At 70.4% G+C, this 15038-nt stretch carries 13 protein-coding genes and 1 pseudogene; 7 read left to right on the top strand and 7 right to left on the bottom strand.

The annotated features are described in order from the left end of the window. Positions 1-312 carry a hypothetical protein gene (locus tag ACQHIV_RS17985; RefSeq protein ID WP_427895764.1) on the top strand — a complete coding sequence of 104 codons (312 nt, stop codon included), beginning with the start codon at positions 1-3 and terminating at the stop codon, positions 310-312. On the opposite strand, the gene ACQHIV_RS17980 is transcribed toward ACQHIV_RS17985, so the two are convergent. Next, positions 297-1043: an aminoglycoside phosphotransferase family protein gene (locus ACQHIV_RS17980; RefSeq protein ID WP_427895762.1), complete on the bottom strand. Its 747-nt coding sequence runs from the start codon at positions 1041-1043 to the stop codon at positions 297-299. The two genes, ACQHIV_RS17985 and ACQHIV_RS17980, sit on opposite strands and share 16 nt — an antisense overlap. Positions 1044-1104: 61 nt before the next feature. Here ACQHIV_RS17980 and ACQHIV_RS17975 point away from each other — a divergent pair, with 61 nt between their 5' ends. Further along, a complete protein-coding gene (locus tag ACQHIV_RS17975) occupies positions 1105-1905 on the top strand; it encodes a phosphotransferase family protein (RefSeq protein ID WP_427895760.1) in 801 nt (266 codons plus the stop codon). On the opposite strand, the gene ACQHIV_RS17970 is transcribed toward ACQHIV_RS17975, so the two are convergent. After that, complete coding sequence (locus ACQHIV_RS17970) at positions 1876-2910, bottom strand: aldo/keto reductase (RefSeq protein WP_427895758.1); 1035 nt, start codon at positions 2908-2910, stop codon at positions 1876-1878. The genes ACQHIV_RS17975 and ACQHIV_RS17970 overlap by 30 nt on opposite strands. A 93-nt stretch (positions 2911-3003) precedes the next feature. On the opposite strand from ACQHIV_RS17970, the gene ACQHIV_RS17965 reads away from it, so the two are divergent. Next, positions 3004-3573: a TetR/AcrR family transcriptional regulator gene (locus ACQHIV_RS17965; protein WP_427895756.1), complete on the top strand. Its 570-nt coding sequence runs from the start codon at positions 3004-3006 to the stop codon at positions 3571-3573. Here ACQHIV_RS17965 and ACQHIV_RS17960 read toward each other — a convergent pair. Both ACQHIV_RS17960 and ACQHIV_RS17955 read right to left on the bottom strand, forming a co-directional pair. After that, positions 3545-4105: a dihydrofolate reductase family protein gene (locus tag ACQHIV_RS17960; RefSeq protein ID WP_427895754.1), complete on the bottom strand. Its 561-nt coding sequence runs from the start codon at positions 4103-4105 to the stop codon at positions 3545-3547. The two genes, ACQHIV_RS17965 and ACQHIV_RS17960, sit on opposite strands and share 29 nt — an antisense overlap. A 65-nt stretch (positions 4106-4170) precedes the next feature. Next, the gene (locus tag ACQHIV_RS17955) at positions 4171-5640 is read right to left on the bottom strand and encodes a sulfatase-like hydrolase/transferase (RefSeq protein WP_427895752.1); all 1470 of its coding nucleotides are present in this window, start codon (positions 5638-5640) and stop codon (positions 4171-4173) included. A 384-nt stretch (positions 5641-6024) separates the two neighbouring features. On the opposite strand from ACQHIV_RS17955, the gene ACQHIV_RS17950 reads away from it, so the two are divergent. Continuing rightward, on the top strand, positions 6025-6987 hold the full coding sequence (locus ACQHIV_RS17950; protein ID WP_427895750.1) for a quinone oxidoreductase family protein: 963 nt from the start codon (positions 6025-6027) through the stop codon (positions 6985-6987). Here the strand turns inward: ACQHIV_RS17950 and ACQHIV_RS17945 are convergent. Continuing rightward, entirely contained in the window at positions 6984-8006 is a 1023-nt protein-coding gene (locus ACQHIV_RS17945; RefSeq protein ID WP_427895748.1) for a zinc-dependent alcohol dehydrogenase family protein, read from the bottom strand. The genes ACQHIV_RS17950 and ACQHIV_RS17945 overlap by 4 nt on opposite strands. Next, complete coding sequence (locus ACQHIV_RS17940) at positions 7991-9199, bottom strand: multidrug effflux MFS transporter (RefSeq protein ID WP_427895746.1); 1209 nt, start codon at positions 9197-9199, stop codon at positions 7991-7993. The genes ACQHIV_RS17945 and ACQHIV_RS17940 overlap by 16 nt, the downstream gene beginning before the upstream one ends. A gap of 125 nt (positions 9200-9324) precedes the next feature. Here ACQHIV_RS17940 and ACQHIV_RS17935 point away from each other — a divergent pair. From ACQHIV_RS17935 to ACQHIV_RS17925, 3 genes and pseudogenes are all read left to right on the top strand, one after another. After that, positions 9325-10193 (top strand): annotated as a pseudogene (locus tag ACQHIV_RS17935) (helix-turn-helix transcriptional regulator). A 60-nt stretch (positions 10194-10253) separates the two neighbouring features. Continuing rightward, positions 10254-11192 (top strand): ATP-binding cassette domain-containing protein, encoded by a 939-nt coding sequence (locus ACQHIV_RS17930; RefSeq protein ID WP_427895744.1) that lies wholly within the window; start codon positions 10254-10256, stop codon positions 11190-11192. Next, positions 11189-11932 (top strand): ABC transporter permease, encoded by a 744-nt coding sequence (locus ACQHIV_RS17925; protein WP_427895742.1) that lies wholly within the window; start codon positions 11189-11191, stop codon positions 11930-11932. Before ACQHIV_RS17930 ends, ACQHIV_RS17925 begins: the two co-directional genes overlap by 4 nt. On the opposite strand, the gene ACQHIV_RS17920 is transcribed toward ACQHIV_RS17925, so the two are convergent. After that, the gene (locus ACQHIV_RS17920) at positions 11916-15032 is read right to left on the bottom strand and encodes a BTAD domain-containing putative transcriptional regulator (protein WP_427895740.1); all 3117 of its coding nucleotides are present in this window, start codon (positions 15030-15032) and stop codon (positions 11916-11918) included. The genes ACQHIV_RS17925 and ACQHIV_RS17920 overlap by 17 nt on opposite strands. Positions 15033-15038 lie beyond the last annotated feature (6 nt).

The following is a 15038-nucleotide window of genomic DNA, read 5'->3' as shown; positions in this document are numbered from 1 at the left end:
ATGACCGACGAACCCTTCGAGACGACCGAGAACGCCCGGCGGGACCGGCGCGAGCACGGCGGCGCGCCGCGGAACCCGGACGACGACGAGTTGGCCCGGCGTACCGAGGAGGAACGGGTCGAGGCGGGCGTCGACGCGTACGACCCGGACGACGTACCGCCGGCGACCGACGCGCCCGTACCCACCGACCTGCGGGACACCGAGGAGTACCAGGAGTCCGAGGCCGAGCTGCGGCGGGAGGAGTCGGAGGGCGAGATCTACCCGCTCACCGACCGGCATCCGTTCCCGCCGTCGCACTACGACCGTTCGTAGGCCGCCCGGAGTACGTCGAACTCGCCGCCCGGCTCGTTCGGGTCGAAGCCGTGCTCGATCAGCCAGCGTGACGCCCGGAGGCTGCGCAGCGACCACCAGGCGCGGATCACGTCGACGTCCACGTCGGCGCCGTACCCGGCGAGCAGGTCGTCGAGGCATTCCTCGTGCCCGAGCGTCAGGCTGGCGAGGTCGTTCAACGGGTCGCCCCGGCTCGCCTCCGACCAGTCGATGATGCCCGTGACCTCGTCGTCCTCGGTGAACACGTGGGTGATCTGCAGATCCCCGTGCGCGAACACCGGCTCCCACGGCCGGAACGCCAACTCGGCGAGCTCCCGGTTGCGCGTGATCACCTCGGCAGGCAGCACCTCGTTGGTGATCAGCCACTCGCACTCACGGTCGAGCCACTCGGTGATCACCCCGCTGCCCGGCGCAGGCCACGGCGGTAACGGTGCCTCATGCAACTTCCGTACGGCGGCACCCGCCGCGGCCCACGCGTCCGGCGACGCCGGCGAAGGCTCCCCGAGCCGCCCGAGCGCGGTCCCGCGCACAGCAGCCAGCGCCAGCACGTGCGGCTTCCGCCACAGAACCTCCGGCGTCGGCACCGGCGCCAACTCCAACGCCGCAACCTCGACGTCCAGGTTCCGCTGATTGCCGTCGACCTTCAGAAACACGTCCCCGACCCGCAGCGTCGCCCGCTCACTGTGCGCCACGACAACCTGAACCTCATCCACCCCCGCATTCTCCCGACCCCCACGCCACCCGTCACCCGGTTTGTTCGTGGGAGCATGACGTATGGCTGGGGAACAGCGTCTCGACGGCGGCATCAACGAGGTTGTGCAGCTCGGGCAGACGATCCGCCGCCCGGTGGGGCCGTGGTCCGGGTCGGTCCACGAACTGCTGCTGGAGTTGGAGTCGCGCGAGTTCACCGGGGCGCCGCGCTTCCTCGGCATCGACGACGAGGGACGCGAGATCCTCTCGAAGGTGGCGGGTCAGAGGCCGACGGTGTTCGAGGATGCGCTGCTGGGGAGCGCAGCCGCGCTGTTGCGCAGGTATCACGACGCAGTTGAGGGTTGGGCGCCGAAAACCGCGAGGTGGCAGTCGGCGCCGGTCGCGGTTGGCGAGCCGGAGGTCATCTGTCACAACGACACCGCGCCCTGGAATTTGATCGCTCAGGACGGAACGGCGGTGGCGTTCGTGGACTGGGATGCGGCGGCGCCCGGGCCGCGGATGTGGGATCTGGCGTACCTCGCGTACACCTTCGTACCGCTGGCCGCGCCGGAGAACCTCGGGCCGATGGGCAGGCCGGGCCCGGTTCCGGTGCGTGAGCGTCTTGCGCTGGTGCGGGACGCCTACGGTTGCTCGCGGCAACAGTGGGACAGCCTCCTCGAGATGATTCCCGCGCGGGTGCGGGCCGCGTACGACACGATGCGGATCTGGGCGGCCGAGGACCGACCGGGCTGGCGGGCGCAATGGGAACAGGCAGAGCCGTGGCGCCACGGTGCCGGCTACCTGCGGGACCTTGCCTATATCGCCGCGTCCGTGAGCGAGTGGCCCTCACTCACCTCACGCGCCGCTGATCGGCCGCCGGCGTAGGGCTGGGGTGGTGAGGGCCGGGAGGACGGAGTGTTTCTCGGTCGGGGAGAGGTCGGTGCCGGGGGCAATTATTGTGTCGATGGCGTCGAGGATGTCGGGGGTGAGGGTGGTGTCGGCGGCTGCCAGTTGGGAGTTGAGGTGGTCCAGGGTGCGGGGGCCGATCAGGGCGCTGGTGACGGCGGGGTGGGTGGTGATGAAGGCCAGGGCCAGTTGGATGAGGGTGAGGCCGGACTGGTCGGCGAGTTTGGCGAGTTGTTCGACGGCGTCCAGTTTGGCGGCGTTCGCGGGGAGGGTGGGGTCGAAGCGGTCCGGCATGAAGGCGGATCGGCTGGTGGTCACCGCCTGACCCGCGCGTACGGCGCCTGACAGCCAGCCGGACGCCAGCGGGCTCCACGTCAGCACTCCGAGGCCGTACTGTTCGGCGACAGGTAGCACCTCTGTCTCCGCGCCACGCTGGAGGAGCGAGTAGCTCGGCTGTTCGGTGGTGAAGCGGCTCAGGTGGTGGCGCTCGGCCGCCCACTGGGCCTCGACCAGCCGGTACGCCGGGTACTCGGACGTGCCGAAGTACCGGATCTTGCCAGCGCGCTGCAGGTCCGTGAGTGCGGAGAGCGTCTCCTCGTCGCTCGCCGTCGGGTCCCAGCGGTGTACCTGGTAGAGGTCGACGTACTCGACTCCGAGCCGCCGGAGGCTGTTCTCCAGGGCGGTCGTCAGCCAGCGCCGGGACGCGCCGCGGTGGTTGCGGTCCTCGCCCATCGGGAGGCCGGCCTTGGTGGCGAGTACGACGTCGTCGCGGCGGCCGGCGATGGCGGCGCCGACGAGTTCCTCGGACTGGCCGTTCGAGTACATGTCGGCGGTGTCGATCAGGTTGATGCCGGCGGCGAGGGCGGCGTCGACGATGGCGGTGGTCTCGTCCTGGCCGGTGCGGCCGATCGCGCCGAAGTTCATCGCGCCGAGCGCGAGGGTGCTGACCTGGACGCCGGTGCGACCGAGGGTGCGGTACTGCATGTGTCCTCCGAAAGTGTCATGATGAGATCGAAGCGGAACGCTGATCCGTATTCGACAATACGGAACGATGTTCCGATTTACAAGGGAGGATCGGTGGAGGCAACCCCACGCCGGCGCGCGGACGTACGGCGGAACGAGAAGGCGCTGCTCGACGCAGCTGCGGCGGCGTTCGTGGCGGCGGGGATCGACGCGCCGGTGCGCGACATCGCCGCGCGGGCCGGGGTCGGTGTCGGCACGGTGTACCGGCACTTCCCGAGTCGGGCGGACCTGGTGGTCGCGGTCTACCGGCACCAGGTGGAGGCGCTGGTCCAGCTCGGCCCGCGGTACCTGAAGTCCGAGGCCACGCCGTACGCCGCGTTGCTCCGCTGGATCGACGGGTTCGTCGACTTCCTGGTCACCAAGCACGGGCTGCCGGACGCGCTGAGCCAGCGGGACGCGTTGCATACGTATTTCCTCGACCAGCTGCTGCCGGTCTGCGCCGAGCTGCTCGCCGCAGCGCGCGCCTCGGGCGAAGTCAACCGCCTCGACGTCGAGGCGCTCGAGCTGATGCGGGCGATCGGCAACTTGTGCATCGGCGCGAACGACGACGAGCGGTACGACGCCCGCCGTACCGTCGCCGTCTTCACCGCCGGCCTCACGCGTGCAGCGTCGGACGGTACGTGAGCTCCTGCGTGTTGCCGTCCAGCGTGCGCGACTCGAGCAGCTCCAGGTCGAGGTCGGGCCCGCCGGCGAAGATCGGTTGGACGCCGGTTTGCCCTGTGATGACTGGGAAAACCGTCACCTGAATACGGTCGACCAGTCCCGCGGCGAGGAGCGCCCGGTTCAGCGTCAGGCTGCCGTGCGACCGCAGCGGTACGTCGGACACCTCCTTCAACCGGCGTACCGCCTCCACGGCGTCACCGCTGACGACGGTCACGCCCGGCGAGTCCCGCTGCGTGGACGAGATGACGGTCGTCGGCAGCTCGCGCATCCGCCGTACCCACGGGTCGAGCGCCTCCCCACCGCCGGCCAGCAGCACCGTGTTCAACCGGTGGGTCTCGCCGCCCAGCACCATCCGCTGGTCCTGGTTGTACTGCTCCAGCCGGTGCGCCAGGAACTCCGGCCCCTGCTTTCCCCAGTAGCCGCCCCAGTCGCCGGTGTGCGACCCGAACCCGTCCAGGCTGCTGAAGATGTCGAAGGTGTACGTCGCAGACATGATGTTCTCCTCGTTGTAGGTGCTCTCACCCCTGCAACGAACACCCTCGGCCCTATCCGACAGCGTTACTTCCCGTATGTCGACTCGTCGAGCCCGCTCAGCGACGGGTCGTACGTGACGTCGCCGACGTCGTACATGGACGTCATCCAGTGGTAGAAGTTGTCGCCACGATCCCGCAGCACGGCGTAGAGGCGGCGCATGAGCCGGGACCGTACGGCGGCCTGCTCCGGGTGGTCGTACACGTTGAGCAGCTCGTCCGGGTCGAGTTCCAGGTCGTACAGCTCGTTGACCGAGTCCGGGTTGACGACCAGCTTGTACCGGTCGGTGCGCAGCATCCGTTGTGGATAGGGGAAATGATGACCGTGGAACTCGCAGACGATGTCGTCCGCCCAGTCGACCGGCTCTCCGGTCACCAATGGCAACAGGCTGCGTGAGTCGACCGCCGGCGTCGGGTCGGCGCCGGCGAGTTCGAGGATCGTCGCCGTGCAGTCGAGCAGGCTGACGAACTCGTTCCGTACGACGCCCGCGGGCCGGCCGGGGACCCGGAGCAGCCCGGGCGTGCGGTAGATGTCCTCGTACATCGCCGGCCCCTTGTCGTGCAGGCGGTGCGAACCGGTGAACTCCCCGTGGTCGCAGGTGAAGAAGACCGCGGTGTCGTCGGTCAGCCCGAGCCGCTCCATCGCGGCCATGACCCGCCCGATCTCGAAGTCGATCAGCGCCACGTACCCCTGGTAGACCGCGATCAGCTTGCGCGTCGTCTCGATCGGCATCGTGTCGAACGTCCAGTGCGCGCTGTAGTTCTTCTGCACCGGCGGCTTGCCCTGGAACGTCTCGGCGATCGACCGGGGCAGCTCGACCGCCGCCGGATCGACCAGATCGAAGTACTCGTCGGGCAGGATGTACGGCAGGTGTGGGCCGAAGAAGTGCAGTGCGAGGAAGAAAGGCTCCCCGGCGTACGACTCCAGCTGCTCGATCGCCCGCGTGGCGAGGTAATGCTCGAACGTCGCCTCCACCGGCTGGTGCAGGCGGGCCGCGAGCAGGTTCCCCGGGCCGCCGTTCGGCAGCGTGCCGCGGATCCGGTCGGAGATCTCGTACGGCGGGAAGCCGTGCTCCGCGAGGTAGGCCAGGTAGCCCGGGTGGTCGACCGGGTTGTGCCAGCCCGGCAGGTCGGGGCCGTCGAAGCCGAAGTCGCCCGCGGACCTGTTCGTGCCGACGTGCCACTTGCCGATCAGTCCGCACTGATACCCGCGGTCGCGCAGCGCCTGCGAGAACGTGAACGTCCCCGCGCCGAGATCCTCGATGTAGCCGACGTTGCGCTCGTAGTTCGCCAGCAGCTTGTGCCGGAACGGCGCCTGCCCGGTGAGCAGGCTCGCGCGGGCCGGCGTACAGATCGCGGTCGGCGTGTACCAGCGGTCGAACCTGGTCCCGGTCCGGGCCAGCTCGTCGAGGTTCGGCGTCGTACCGAATTGGTTGCCGTAGGCACCAAGAGTGTCGACGCGATGCTGGTCGGTCATCAGGAACAGGATGTTCTGCACCTCTGTGACGCTATGCCCGGCTCGGCGACCAGACAAATCGGTGCCGTGTCCTGTCGTACTACTGAGCCCGCTGCGACAGCGCCGTGCCAGCGGCCCGTGCGGCCTGGTTGTGACCGTGGTTGCACCAAGAGAGGAGACGACGATGTACGACGTGGTGATAGTAGGTGCGGGCCCCGTGGGACTCATGCTGGCCTGCGAGGTCGGCCTGGCCGACGGGTCGGTGCTGGTGCTCGAGAAGGAGCCGGAAGGGCAGTCGCCGTGGCGGTCGCGGCCGTTGGGGATGCGCGGCTTGTCGGCGGCATCGGCGCCGCGATCGGCAGCTGGTTCTGAGCTGGCGGCGTTCTGTACTTGCCGGTCCATTTTGGCCGACCTAGCGTCGGGACCATGCATGCGATGTTCGTCCGCGAGTACGGCGGCCCCGAAGTCATGACCTGGACCGAGTTCCCCGACCCGGAGCCCGGCCCGGGTGAGGTCGGCGTACGGCTCCGGGTCGCTGGGGTGAACTTCATGGACACCGGCGTACGGCGGATGCCGGTGCGCACCTGGTCGATCCCGACCGTGATCGGCGTCGAAGGGAGCGGCGTCGTGACCACGCTCGGCGCCGGGGTGAGCGACTTCGCCGTCGGCGATCGGGTGGTGTGGCGGTACCACCAGGGGAGCTACGCCGAGCAGCTCGTGATCCCGGCGGACGTGCTCGTGCGGGTGCCGGACGAGATCGACGACGAGACCGCCGCGGCCGTGCTGATGCAGGGGCTGACCGCGAACCACTTCACCACCGAGACGTACGCGATCCGGCCGGGCGACACGGCCGTCGTTCACGCCGCCGCCGGTGGGGTCGGGATGATGCTCACCCAGCTGATCAAGGCCCGCGGCGGTCGCGTCATCGGTCTGGTCTCCCGCGAGGACAAGGTCCAGGCCGCGGCCGAGGCGGGCGCTGATCACGTGCTGGTGTCGAGCGGCGGCGGCTTCGAGGACCGGGTACGGGCGTTGACCGACGGAGCGGGCGCACACGTCGTGTACGACGGCGCGGGCGCGGCGACGTTCCGCTCGTCGCAGCTCTCGCTCCGCCGGCACGGCGTGCACGCGTACTACGGCGTACTGATCGGGAACCCGACGTTCGACCCGTCGCAGCTCCCGAACAGCATCCTGTTGTCGTACCCCGCCGTCGCGGACCACGTACCGACCCGCGAGGCCCTGGTCCGCCGTACGAACGAACTCTTCGACTTCATCCGCAAGGGCCGGCTGACCCCACGCATCGGCGCCCGCTACGCCCTCTCCGATGCGGCGCAGGCCCACCGCGACCTCGAGTCCCGCCGTACGACCGGGAAACTACTGCTGATTCCTTAAGGCTGCAGCAGTGCCTTGATCGCCTGGCGTTGGTCCATCGCGTCGTAGGCCTTGGCTGCGTCCTCCAGCGGAACGCTGAGGTCGAAGACCTTGCCGGGGTCGATCGCGCGGCGGGTGATCAGGTCGATCAGCGTCGGCAGGTACTGGCGGACGGGCGCGGGTCCGCCGTGCAGGTGCACGCCGGAGAAGAACAGCTCGTCGCCGGGCAGGCTCACCTCGTGGGCGACACCAACGTATCCGACATGGCCGCCGGCGCGGGTCGCGCGGATCGCCTGCAGCATGGACTCCTGGGTGCCGACCGCCTCGATGACGCTGTGCGCGCCGTACCCGCCGGTGAGTTCCTTGATCCGGGCGACGCCCTCGTCCCCGCGTTCGGTGACGATGTCGGTCGCGCCGTACTCGAGCGCCAACTGCTGGCGCGGTTCGTGCCGGCTCATCGCGATGATCCGTTCGGCGCCGAGCTGCCTGGCGGCGAGCACACCGAGCAGACCGACCGCCCCGTCGCCGACGACCGCGACCGTCTTGCCCGGACCGGCCGCGGCGGCGACGGCGGCGAACCAGCCGGTCCCGAGGACGTCCGACGCGGCGAGGAACGAAGGGATCAGCTCGGCGTCGGGTGTGCCCGGTACGGCGACGAGCGTGCCGTCCGCGAGCGGTACCCTGGCCAGCTCGGACTGGGTGCCGATGGCCCCCATCGGTACGGCGTGGACGCAGCGCGACTGGTACCCGGCGCGGCAGATCTCGCAGGTGTCGTCGGACGCGAAGAACGAGCCGATCACGAAGTCGCCGGGCTTCACGGTGGTCACCGCGGACCCGATCTGCTCGACGACACCGACGTACTCGTGGCCCATCGGCGCCGGCCCGTCCAGCGTGTCGTGGCCGCGGTACGGCCACAGGTCGGAGCCGCAGACGCAGGTCGCGCTCAGCCGGATGACTGCGTCGGTCGGCAGTTCGACGACCGGATCGGGACGGTCCTCGACGCGAACGTCGCCGGGGCCGTACATCATGACTCCACGCATGGGAGGGAACCTTTCTGACAGGTGTTGAGAGCAAGCAGGGAAAAGGTGGTCAGGGCGAGCACGATGGCCGCCATCGGTACGGCGGTACGCTCGCCGCCGAGGCCCGCGAGCGGGGCGACAACGCCGGCCATGCACCACTGCAGGAACCCGAGCAGCGCCGAGCCGGTACCGGGATGGTCGGGGACCTGCGCCGAGGCCAGTGCCCCGGCGTTCGGGCCGATGAAGCCCTGGGCGGTCATCAGGACGAAGAACCCGGCCAGTGCGACCGGGAGCGGCATGCCGAACCAGACCGCGCCGGCCAGCAGCGCCACGCCTGCTACGGCGGTCGCGATCAGGCCCACGCCGACGACGGTTCGCGTCGGCACCCGATCGGCCAGCCGGGCGGCGATCAGCGTGGCGACGGTCAGGCCGACCGCGTTGACCGCGAAGTCGACGGAGTACATCACGGGGGAGAGGCCGTTCATCGACTGCAGCACGAACGCCGACGTCGCGACGTACGCGAAGATCGTGCCCATCGAGAACGCGAACACGACCAGGTAGGCGGTGAACGCGCGGTTCCGCAGTACCTGACCCGACCAGCGCGGCGGCGTACCGGGGCGCCGGAGCGTTTCCGGTACACCGAGCGCGACCGTCACGACCATCAGCGCCGCCAGCGCGGCGACGATCCAGAACGACACGCGCCAGTGCGACAGCTGCAGGACGGCCGCGCCGACCAGCGGTCCGGCGATCGGTGCGACGCCGGCGATTCCGGAGACCAGGTTGAGCGTCCGGACCAGCCGCGCCCCCGAGGTCAGGTCCACGACGACCGAACGCGCGATGACCATCGCCCAGCCGCCGCTGAACCCCTGGACCAGCCGGGCGAGCATCAGCAGGCCGATCGACGGGCTGAACGCGCACAGCGCCGACGCCAAGGTCAGTACGGCGAGCGACACCAGGAGCGGACGCCGGCGACCGGTCCGGTCCGAGACCGGGCCGCCGAGCAGTTGGCCGAGCGCCATGCCGACGAAGAAGGTGGTCAGCGTCAGCTGTACTTCGGAGGCGCCGGCGTCGAGGTCGCGGGCGACGAGCGGGAACGCCGGGACGTACATGTCGGTGGCCAGCGGGGCGATCGCGGTGATCAGTACGACGGCACTCAGCACGGTCACGGTCAGTACGGCCCCGCTGCGGGTGTCTCGCTCGGCGGTCAGGCTCATCGGGTTCCTCTCGGCATCGCTCGCGGTTCCATGCAAGCGCCCGGAGCGACGGCGAAGAAGGCCCGCTTGTGGGGTGTACCAGCAGTACATCCCTCGGCGGCGTGGTCGCCGGTACTGTCGATGGCATGGACAACAGGGCCGAGGTGCGGGAGTTCCTGACCTCGCGGCGGGCGAAGCTGACGCCGTCCGACGTCGGGTTCCCGGTGGTCGGTCAGCGGCGCGTCCCCGGCCTGCGGCGCAGCGAGGTCGCGATGCTGGCCGGGGTCAGCATCGAGTACTACGCCAAACTCGAACGCGGAGCGATCGCCGGAGCATCGTCCGCGGTCCTCGAGGCGATCGCGCAGGCACTCCGGCTGGACGACACCGAACGCGCGCACCTGCTCGACCTCGCCCGCGCGGCCGACGGCATCCCGACCTCCGGCCGGCCCCGCCGCCGGACAACCGCGCAGACCACGTCGCGGGCCAGCCTGCACTGGGCGCTCGAGGCGATCACCGACGGCATCGCGTTCGTCCGCAACCCCGGGCAGGACCTGCTCGCCACCAACGCCCTCGGCCGGGTGTTCTACTCACCGGTGATCGGCGAAGGCGGCCGGACGCCGAATCTCGCCAGGTTCCAGTTCCTCGATCCGGCGTCGCGGGACTTCTACCCGGACTGGGACCTGTTCGCGCAGATGTGCGTCGCGATCATGCGCGCCGAGGCCGGCCGCGACCCGCACGACCGCGCCCTGCAGGACCTGGTCGGCGAACTGTCCACCCAGAGCGAGACCTTCCGCCGGCTGTGGGCTCGCACGACGTCCGCACCCATGGCACCGGCACGAAACGCTTCCGCCATCCCGAGGTCGGCGACCTCACCCTCGCGTACGAAGAACTGGCCGTCACCGCCGAACCCGGCCTGATCCTGATGCTCTACACCGCCGAACCCGGCTCACCCTCCGCCGAGAAGATCCGCCTGCTCGCCTCGCTCGCCGCGGAGGTGACACCGGCGTCAGGATGACGCTGACACGTGTAGGCGGCGTGTCAGGTGCGTGTCAGGGGCCCCTCGGATGGTGGTCCCATGACAACTTCGGCGATCGCGGTCACAGGACTGCGCAAGGCATTCGGTGACAAGACCGTACTCGACGGCATCGACTTCGATGTTCCCGCGGGTACCGTCTTCGCGCTGTTGGGCCCGAACGGGGCCGGCAAGACCACAACGGTGCACGTTCTGACCACTCTGATCAAGGCGGACGGCGGCACGGTCCGGGTCGCCGGGCACGACGTCGTTTCCGACGCCAAGGCGGTCCGGTCGGCGATCGGCGTGACCGGGCAGTTCGCGGCCGTCGACGAGCTGCTCACCGGGCGCGAGAACCTCCAGCTGATGGTGGACCTCAGCCCGGTGACTGCCGACAAGCGGATCGTCGACAATCTGCTCGAGCGCTTCGAGTTGACCGAGGCGGCCGACAAGACCGCGGCGACGTACTCCGGCGGCATGCGCCGCAAGCTCGACCTGGCGATGACGCTGGTCGGCAACCCGCAGCTGATCTTCCTCGACGAGCCGACCACGGGTCTCGACCCGCGCAGCCGGCGGACGATGTGGACGATCATCCGCGAGCTGCTGGCCGACGGCGTGACCATCTTCCTCACCACGCAGTACCTCGACGAGGCCGACCAGCTGGCCGACCGGATCGCGGTGCTGGACAAGGGCCGGCTGGTTGCCCAGGGCACCCCGGACGAGCTGAAGCGGCAGCTGCCCGGCACGCACGTCCGGTTCCGCTTCGACTCGGTCGCGGACCTGGACATGGCCGCCCGGATCTTCCCGGACTCGACCCGCGACGACGACGCGCTCACGCTGCGCGTCCCCAGCGACGGCGGCACCAGTTCCGTCCGCGCACTGCTCGACCGCCTCGACGAGTACTCGCTGAACGCCGGCGAGTTCTCCGTCAACACCCCTGATCTCGACGACGTCTTCCTGGCCCTGACCGGCCACGACACCACGGAGGTAGTAGCGAAATGAAGAACCCCTCGATGGTGATGCTGCGCCGCAACCTCAAGCACATCGCCCGGAACCCGACGTCGGTCTTCAACGCGGTCCTGATGCCGGTCGTGGTGATGCTGATGTTCGTCTACATGCTCGGCGACGCGTTCAGCGTCGGCGTCCCGTACGTCGACTACGCGACGCCCGGCATGCTCCTGCTGGCGGTCTGCTACGGGCTCGGCGCCGTCGCGACCGCGGTGAACTCCGACATGACCAAGGGCATCATCAACCGCTTCAAGGTGATGGACGTGCCGCGCGGCGCGGTCCTCACCGGGCACGTGATCGCCAGCGTGCTGACCAACCTGATCGCGATCGCCGCGATCATCGGCGTCGCGTTCGCGCTCGGCTTCGACCCGTCGGCGAGCTTCGCGCAGTGGCTCGGCGTGATCGGCCTCGTCGTACTGCTCGGGGTCGCGACCGCGTGGCTGACCGTCGCGCTCGGGCTGTTCGCGAAGAGCCCGGAGACCGCCGGACTCGCCTCGGTGCCGCTGGTGATGCTGCCGTTCTTCAGCAGCGCGATCGTGCCCGCCGACAAGATGGGCCCGGGCGTCAAGCAGTTCGCGCAGTACCAGCCGTTCACGCCGATCATCGAGTCGCTGCGCGGCCTGCTGAACGGCGCACCGCACACCGGTGACCTGATCGCCGCGTTCGCGTGGTGCCTCGGGATCGCGGTCGTCGGGTACGTCTGGGCGACCTCGACGTTCAAGAAGCGAGCGTGACCTCGGCCAGCTCTCGCCAGCTCGCCTGCCTGCCCTCGTCGGACGCCTCGGTGAACCTCGTGTCACCGAGGCGCCGGCGCGTTTCCTGCTCGATCCGGTCGACGTTCGGGTTCGACCGGTCCGGCAGCCCGCGGACGGCGGCGCTCGCGCCGAGCAGCCGGGCGGCCTGCTCGTCCTGGCCGGTCCGCAGCGCGAGATCCGCGATCCCGACCAGCGTCTGCGCGATCCCAGGCAGGTGCCCGCCCTCCATCGCCGCCTGGTACGCCGCGCCGCGGTGCTTGCGTACTTCGTCGAGATCCGTCGCCAGGTAGCCGAGCCGGTCCTCGAGCGTGGCCCGCAGATTCGCCCGTTCCGCCTCGCGGCCGAGCAAGGTAGTCGCCTGGGTGAGCTGCCGGCGCGCCTCCGCCAGGTCGCCCTTCCAGTACGCGAGCTCCGCCTTGTACAACGCCAGCTCGACCAGCGCCTCCGGCCAGGCGACCCGTTCCGCCTTCCGTTGCGCCTCGGCCATCGCCGCCGTACTCGCGTCCTCGTCGCCGGCCAGCCAGTACAGCTGTGCCTGCCGCGACCGCATCCGTACGACGTCCTCGGTCGCGCCGACCTCCGCCGCGACCGCGATCGCCTGCTCGTAGTACGCGCAGGCGGCGGCGAAATCACCGCGCACGGCGACCCGGTCCGCCAGTTCGGTCAGCGCGAACGACATCCCCCAGCGCTCACCGATCGCGCGGAACTCCTCCAGCGCGGCCGCCAGCGCCTCGTCCGCGCCGGGGTCGCCGTCGCCGAGCATGATCCGCATCTTCCCGGTCTGCAGCCGCGCCAGCGCCCGTACCCACGGATCGTCGTCGGTCAGCAGGTCCTCGAACGCCGTCACGAACTGGTCCGGCCCCTCCAGCAGCCGTTCCAGCGCCTGCGACATCGTCACGGCCGGGTGCGGGTTGTCGATCCGCCGGCTGATCTCGGCCGCCTTCCGGATCCAGTCCTCCGCGTCGTACTCGTCCCGCCCGCGGCCAGACGTCATGATCCCGGTGACGAACGCGTACACCACGGCCCGGGTGTCGTCCGGTACGTCGCCCGGCAGCGCGGGCGCCGCGAGCAGGAACTCGTTGCCCTCGACCTTGTGCCCGGCGAACCACCAGTACCAGCCCGCCGCCGCGGCCAGCCGCATCGCACCGACGGCCTCACCGGCGGTCAGCGCGCCCCGCATCGCGGCGGCGATGTTGTCGTGGTCGGGCTCGAGGATCGCCAGCCAGGCCAGCTGTTCGGTACGGCGCAGGTGCGGGTCCGCGGTCTCGACCAGCTCGGTGAAGTAGCCGAGATGGGTACGGCGGGTCGCGTCGGTCTCGCCCGCCTCCTCCAGCCGCTGCTGCGCGTACTCCTTGATCGTGCCGAGCAGCCGGTACCGCTGGTCGTCCGTGGTGACGACCAGCGACTTCTCGGTCAACGCGGTCAGCAGGTCGAGCACCTCCCACGACTCGACCTCGCCGCCCGCGCAGACCTGCTCGGCCGCTTCCAGGTTGGCGCCGCCGGCGAACACGGACAGCCGCCGCAGTACCGACCGTTCCAGGTCGGACAGCAGCTCCCAGCTCCAGTCGATCACCGCCCGCAGCGTGCGATGCCGGGGGAGCGCCGTACGGCTCCCGCCGGTCAGCAACCGGAACCGGTCGTCCAGCCGGTTCGCCAGCTGCTCCAGCGACATCGTCCGCAACCGCGCCGCGGCCAGCTCGATCGCCAGCGGCATCCCGTCCAGCGCGCGGCAGATCCGGGCCATCGTCGCCGGGTCCGACGCGAGATCCGCGCGGACGGCGCTCGCCCGGTCCTGCAGCAGCCGGACCGCCGGGGACGCGCCGATCTCGGCCGGATCCGCCGTCTCCGTTGGGAGCGCCAACGGTACGACGGGCCACAACGCCTCGCCGGTGATCCCGAGCGGCTCCCGGCTGGTGGCCAGCACCCGCAGCCGCGGGCACTCGCCGAGCACGCGGTGCGCGAACGTCGCCGCCGCCTCGATCACGTGCTCGCAGTTGTCCAGGATCAGCAGCATCGACCGCTCCCGGACGGCGGCGATCACCCGGTCCGTCGGGTCCGCCTCCGGTACGTCGCCGAGCAGCGCGTCCCGCAGCGCCAGCGCGCCGAGCGTCGCCTGCGCCACGTCCCCGTCGGCGCCGATCGCCGCCAGCTCGACCATCCACGCGCCGTCGGGCAGATCACCCAGCATCGTCCGGGCGGTCTCGGTCGCGAGCCGGGTCTTGCCGGAGCCGCCCGGCCCGATCAGGCTGGTCAGGCGGTGCCCGGCGACCAGGTCGCGGACGGCGGCGATGTCCGCGTCCTTGCCGACGTATGTCGTGAGCTCCTCGCGCAGGTTGGTGTTGCGCTTCTCGTCCCGGCGTACCAGCTCGCCGCGGAGCAGCGCGACGTGCAGCGCGGACAGCTCGGGGGACGGGTCGACACCGAGCTCGTCGGCGAGGGTCTCGCGGGTTCGCTCGGACACGCGCAGCGCCTCGGTGTCGCGGCCGGAGGCGACCAGCGCGCGCATCAGGGCGGCGACCAGGCGTTCGCGGACCGGGTGCGCGGTGACCAGGTCGGTCAGCTCGGTGACCAGGTCGGCGCCGTTGCCGAGCGTGATCTCGGCGTCGTACCGGTCCTCCGTCGCGGCCAGCCGGAGGCCGTCGAGGCGGGTCACGGCGGCGTCGAACGCGCCGCTCTCGGTGAGGCCGATGTCCTGCATCGCGGGGCCGCGCCAGAGGGCGAGGGCTTCGCGGAGCAGGTGGACGCCCTGCGGGTTCTGGTCGGTGCGGGCGCGGGTCAGGAGCCGTTCGAAGCGGAGCGCGTCGACGCTGTCCGGGTCGACCCGCAGGCGATAGCCGTCCGTGTGGCCCTCGACCGGGAGGAGTTTGCGCAGGCGGGAGACGAGGCGCTGGAGGGCGTTCGCCGCGTCCGCGGGCGGCTGCTCACCCCAGATCCAGTCGACCAGCGTCGCCTTCGGCACCACCCGCCCGGCGTCGAGCGCCAACGCGATCAGCAGCCCACGCAGGCGCGCCCCGGGTACGTCGACGGCGCTCCCGTCGTCGGCCCGTACCTCGAACGGCCCCAGCATCCCGATCCACACCCGGCA

Source organism: Kribbella polygonati, assembly GCF_050320105.1.
GTDB lineage: Bacteria > Actinomycetota > Actinomycetes > Propionibacteriales > Kribbellaceae > Kribbella.
The sequence above is the reverse complement of the archived record's forward strand: the minus strand, read 5'-3'. Positions and strand labels throughout refer to the sequence as shown.

Excerpts from the sequence above, each read along its gene's own strand:
- ACQHIV_RS17985 (WP_427895764.1), top strand. The coding sequence starts at position 1 with ATGACCGACGAACCCTTCGAGACGACCGAGAACGCCCGGCGGGACCGG.
- ACQHIV_RS17975 (WP_427895760.1), top strand. The coding sequence starts at position 1,105 with ATGGCTGGGGAACAGCGTCTCGACGGCGGCATCAACGAGGTTGTGCAG.
- ACQHIV_RS17970 (WP_427895758.1), bottom strand. The coding sequence starts at position 2,910 with ATGCAGTACCGCACCCTCGGTCGCACCGGCGTCCAGGTCAGCACCCTC.
- ACQHIV_RS17960 (WP_427895754.1), bottom strand. The coding sequence starts at position 4,105 with ATGTCTGCGACGTACACCTTCGACATCTTCAGCAGCCTGGACGGGTTC.
- ACQHIV_RS17950 (WP_427895750.1), top strand. The coding sequence starts at position 6,025 with ATGCATGCGATGTTCGTCCGCGAGTACGGCGGCCCCGAAGTCATGACC.
- ACQHIV_RS17945 (WP_427895748.1), bottom strand. The coding sequence starts at position 8,006 with ATGCGTGGAGTCATGATGTACGGCCCCGGCGACGTTCGCGTCGAGGAC.
- ACQHIV_RS17940 (WP_427895746.1), bottom strand. The coding sequence starts at position 9,199 with ATGAGCCTGACCGCCGAGCGAGACACCCGCAGCGGGGCCGTACTGACC.
- ACQHIV_RS17930 (WP_427895744.1), top strand. The coding sequence starts at position 10,254 with ATGACAACTTCGGCGATCGCGGTCACAGGACTGCGCAAGGCATTCGGT.
- ACQHIV_RS17925 (WP_427895742.1), top strand. The coding sequence starts at position 11,189 with ATGAAGAACCCCTCGATGGTGATGCTGCGCCGCAACCTCAAGCACATC.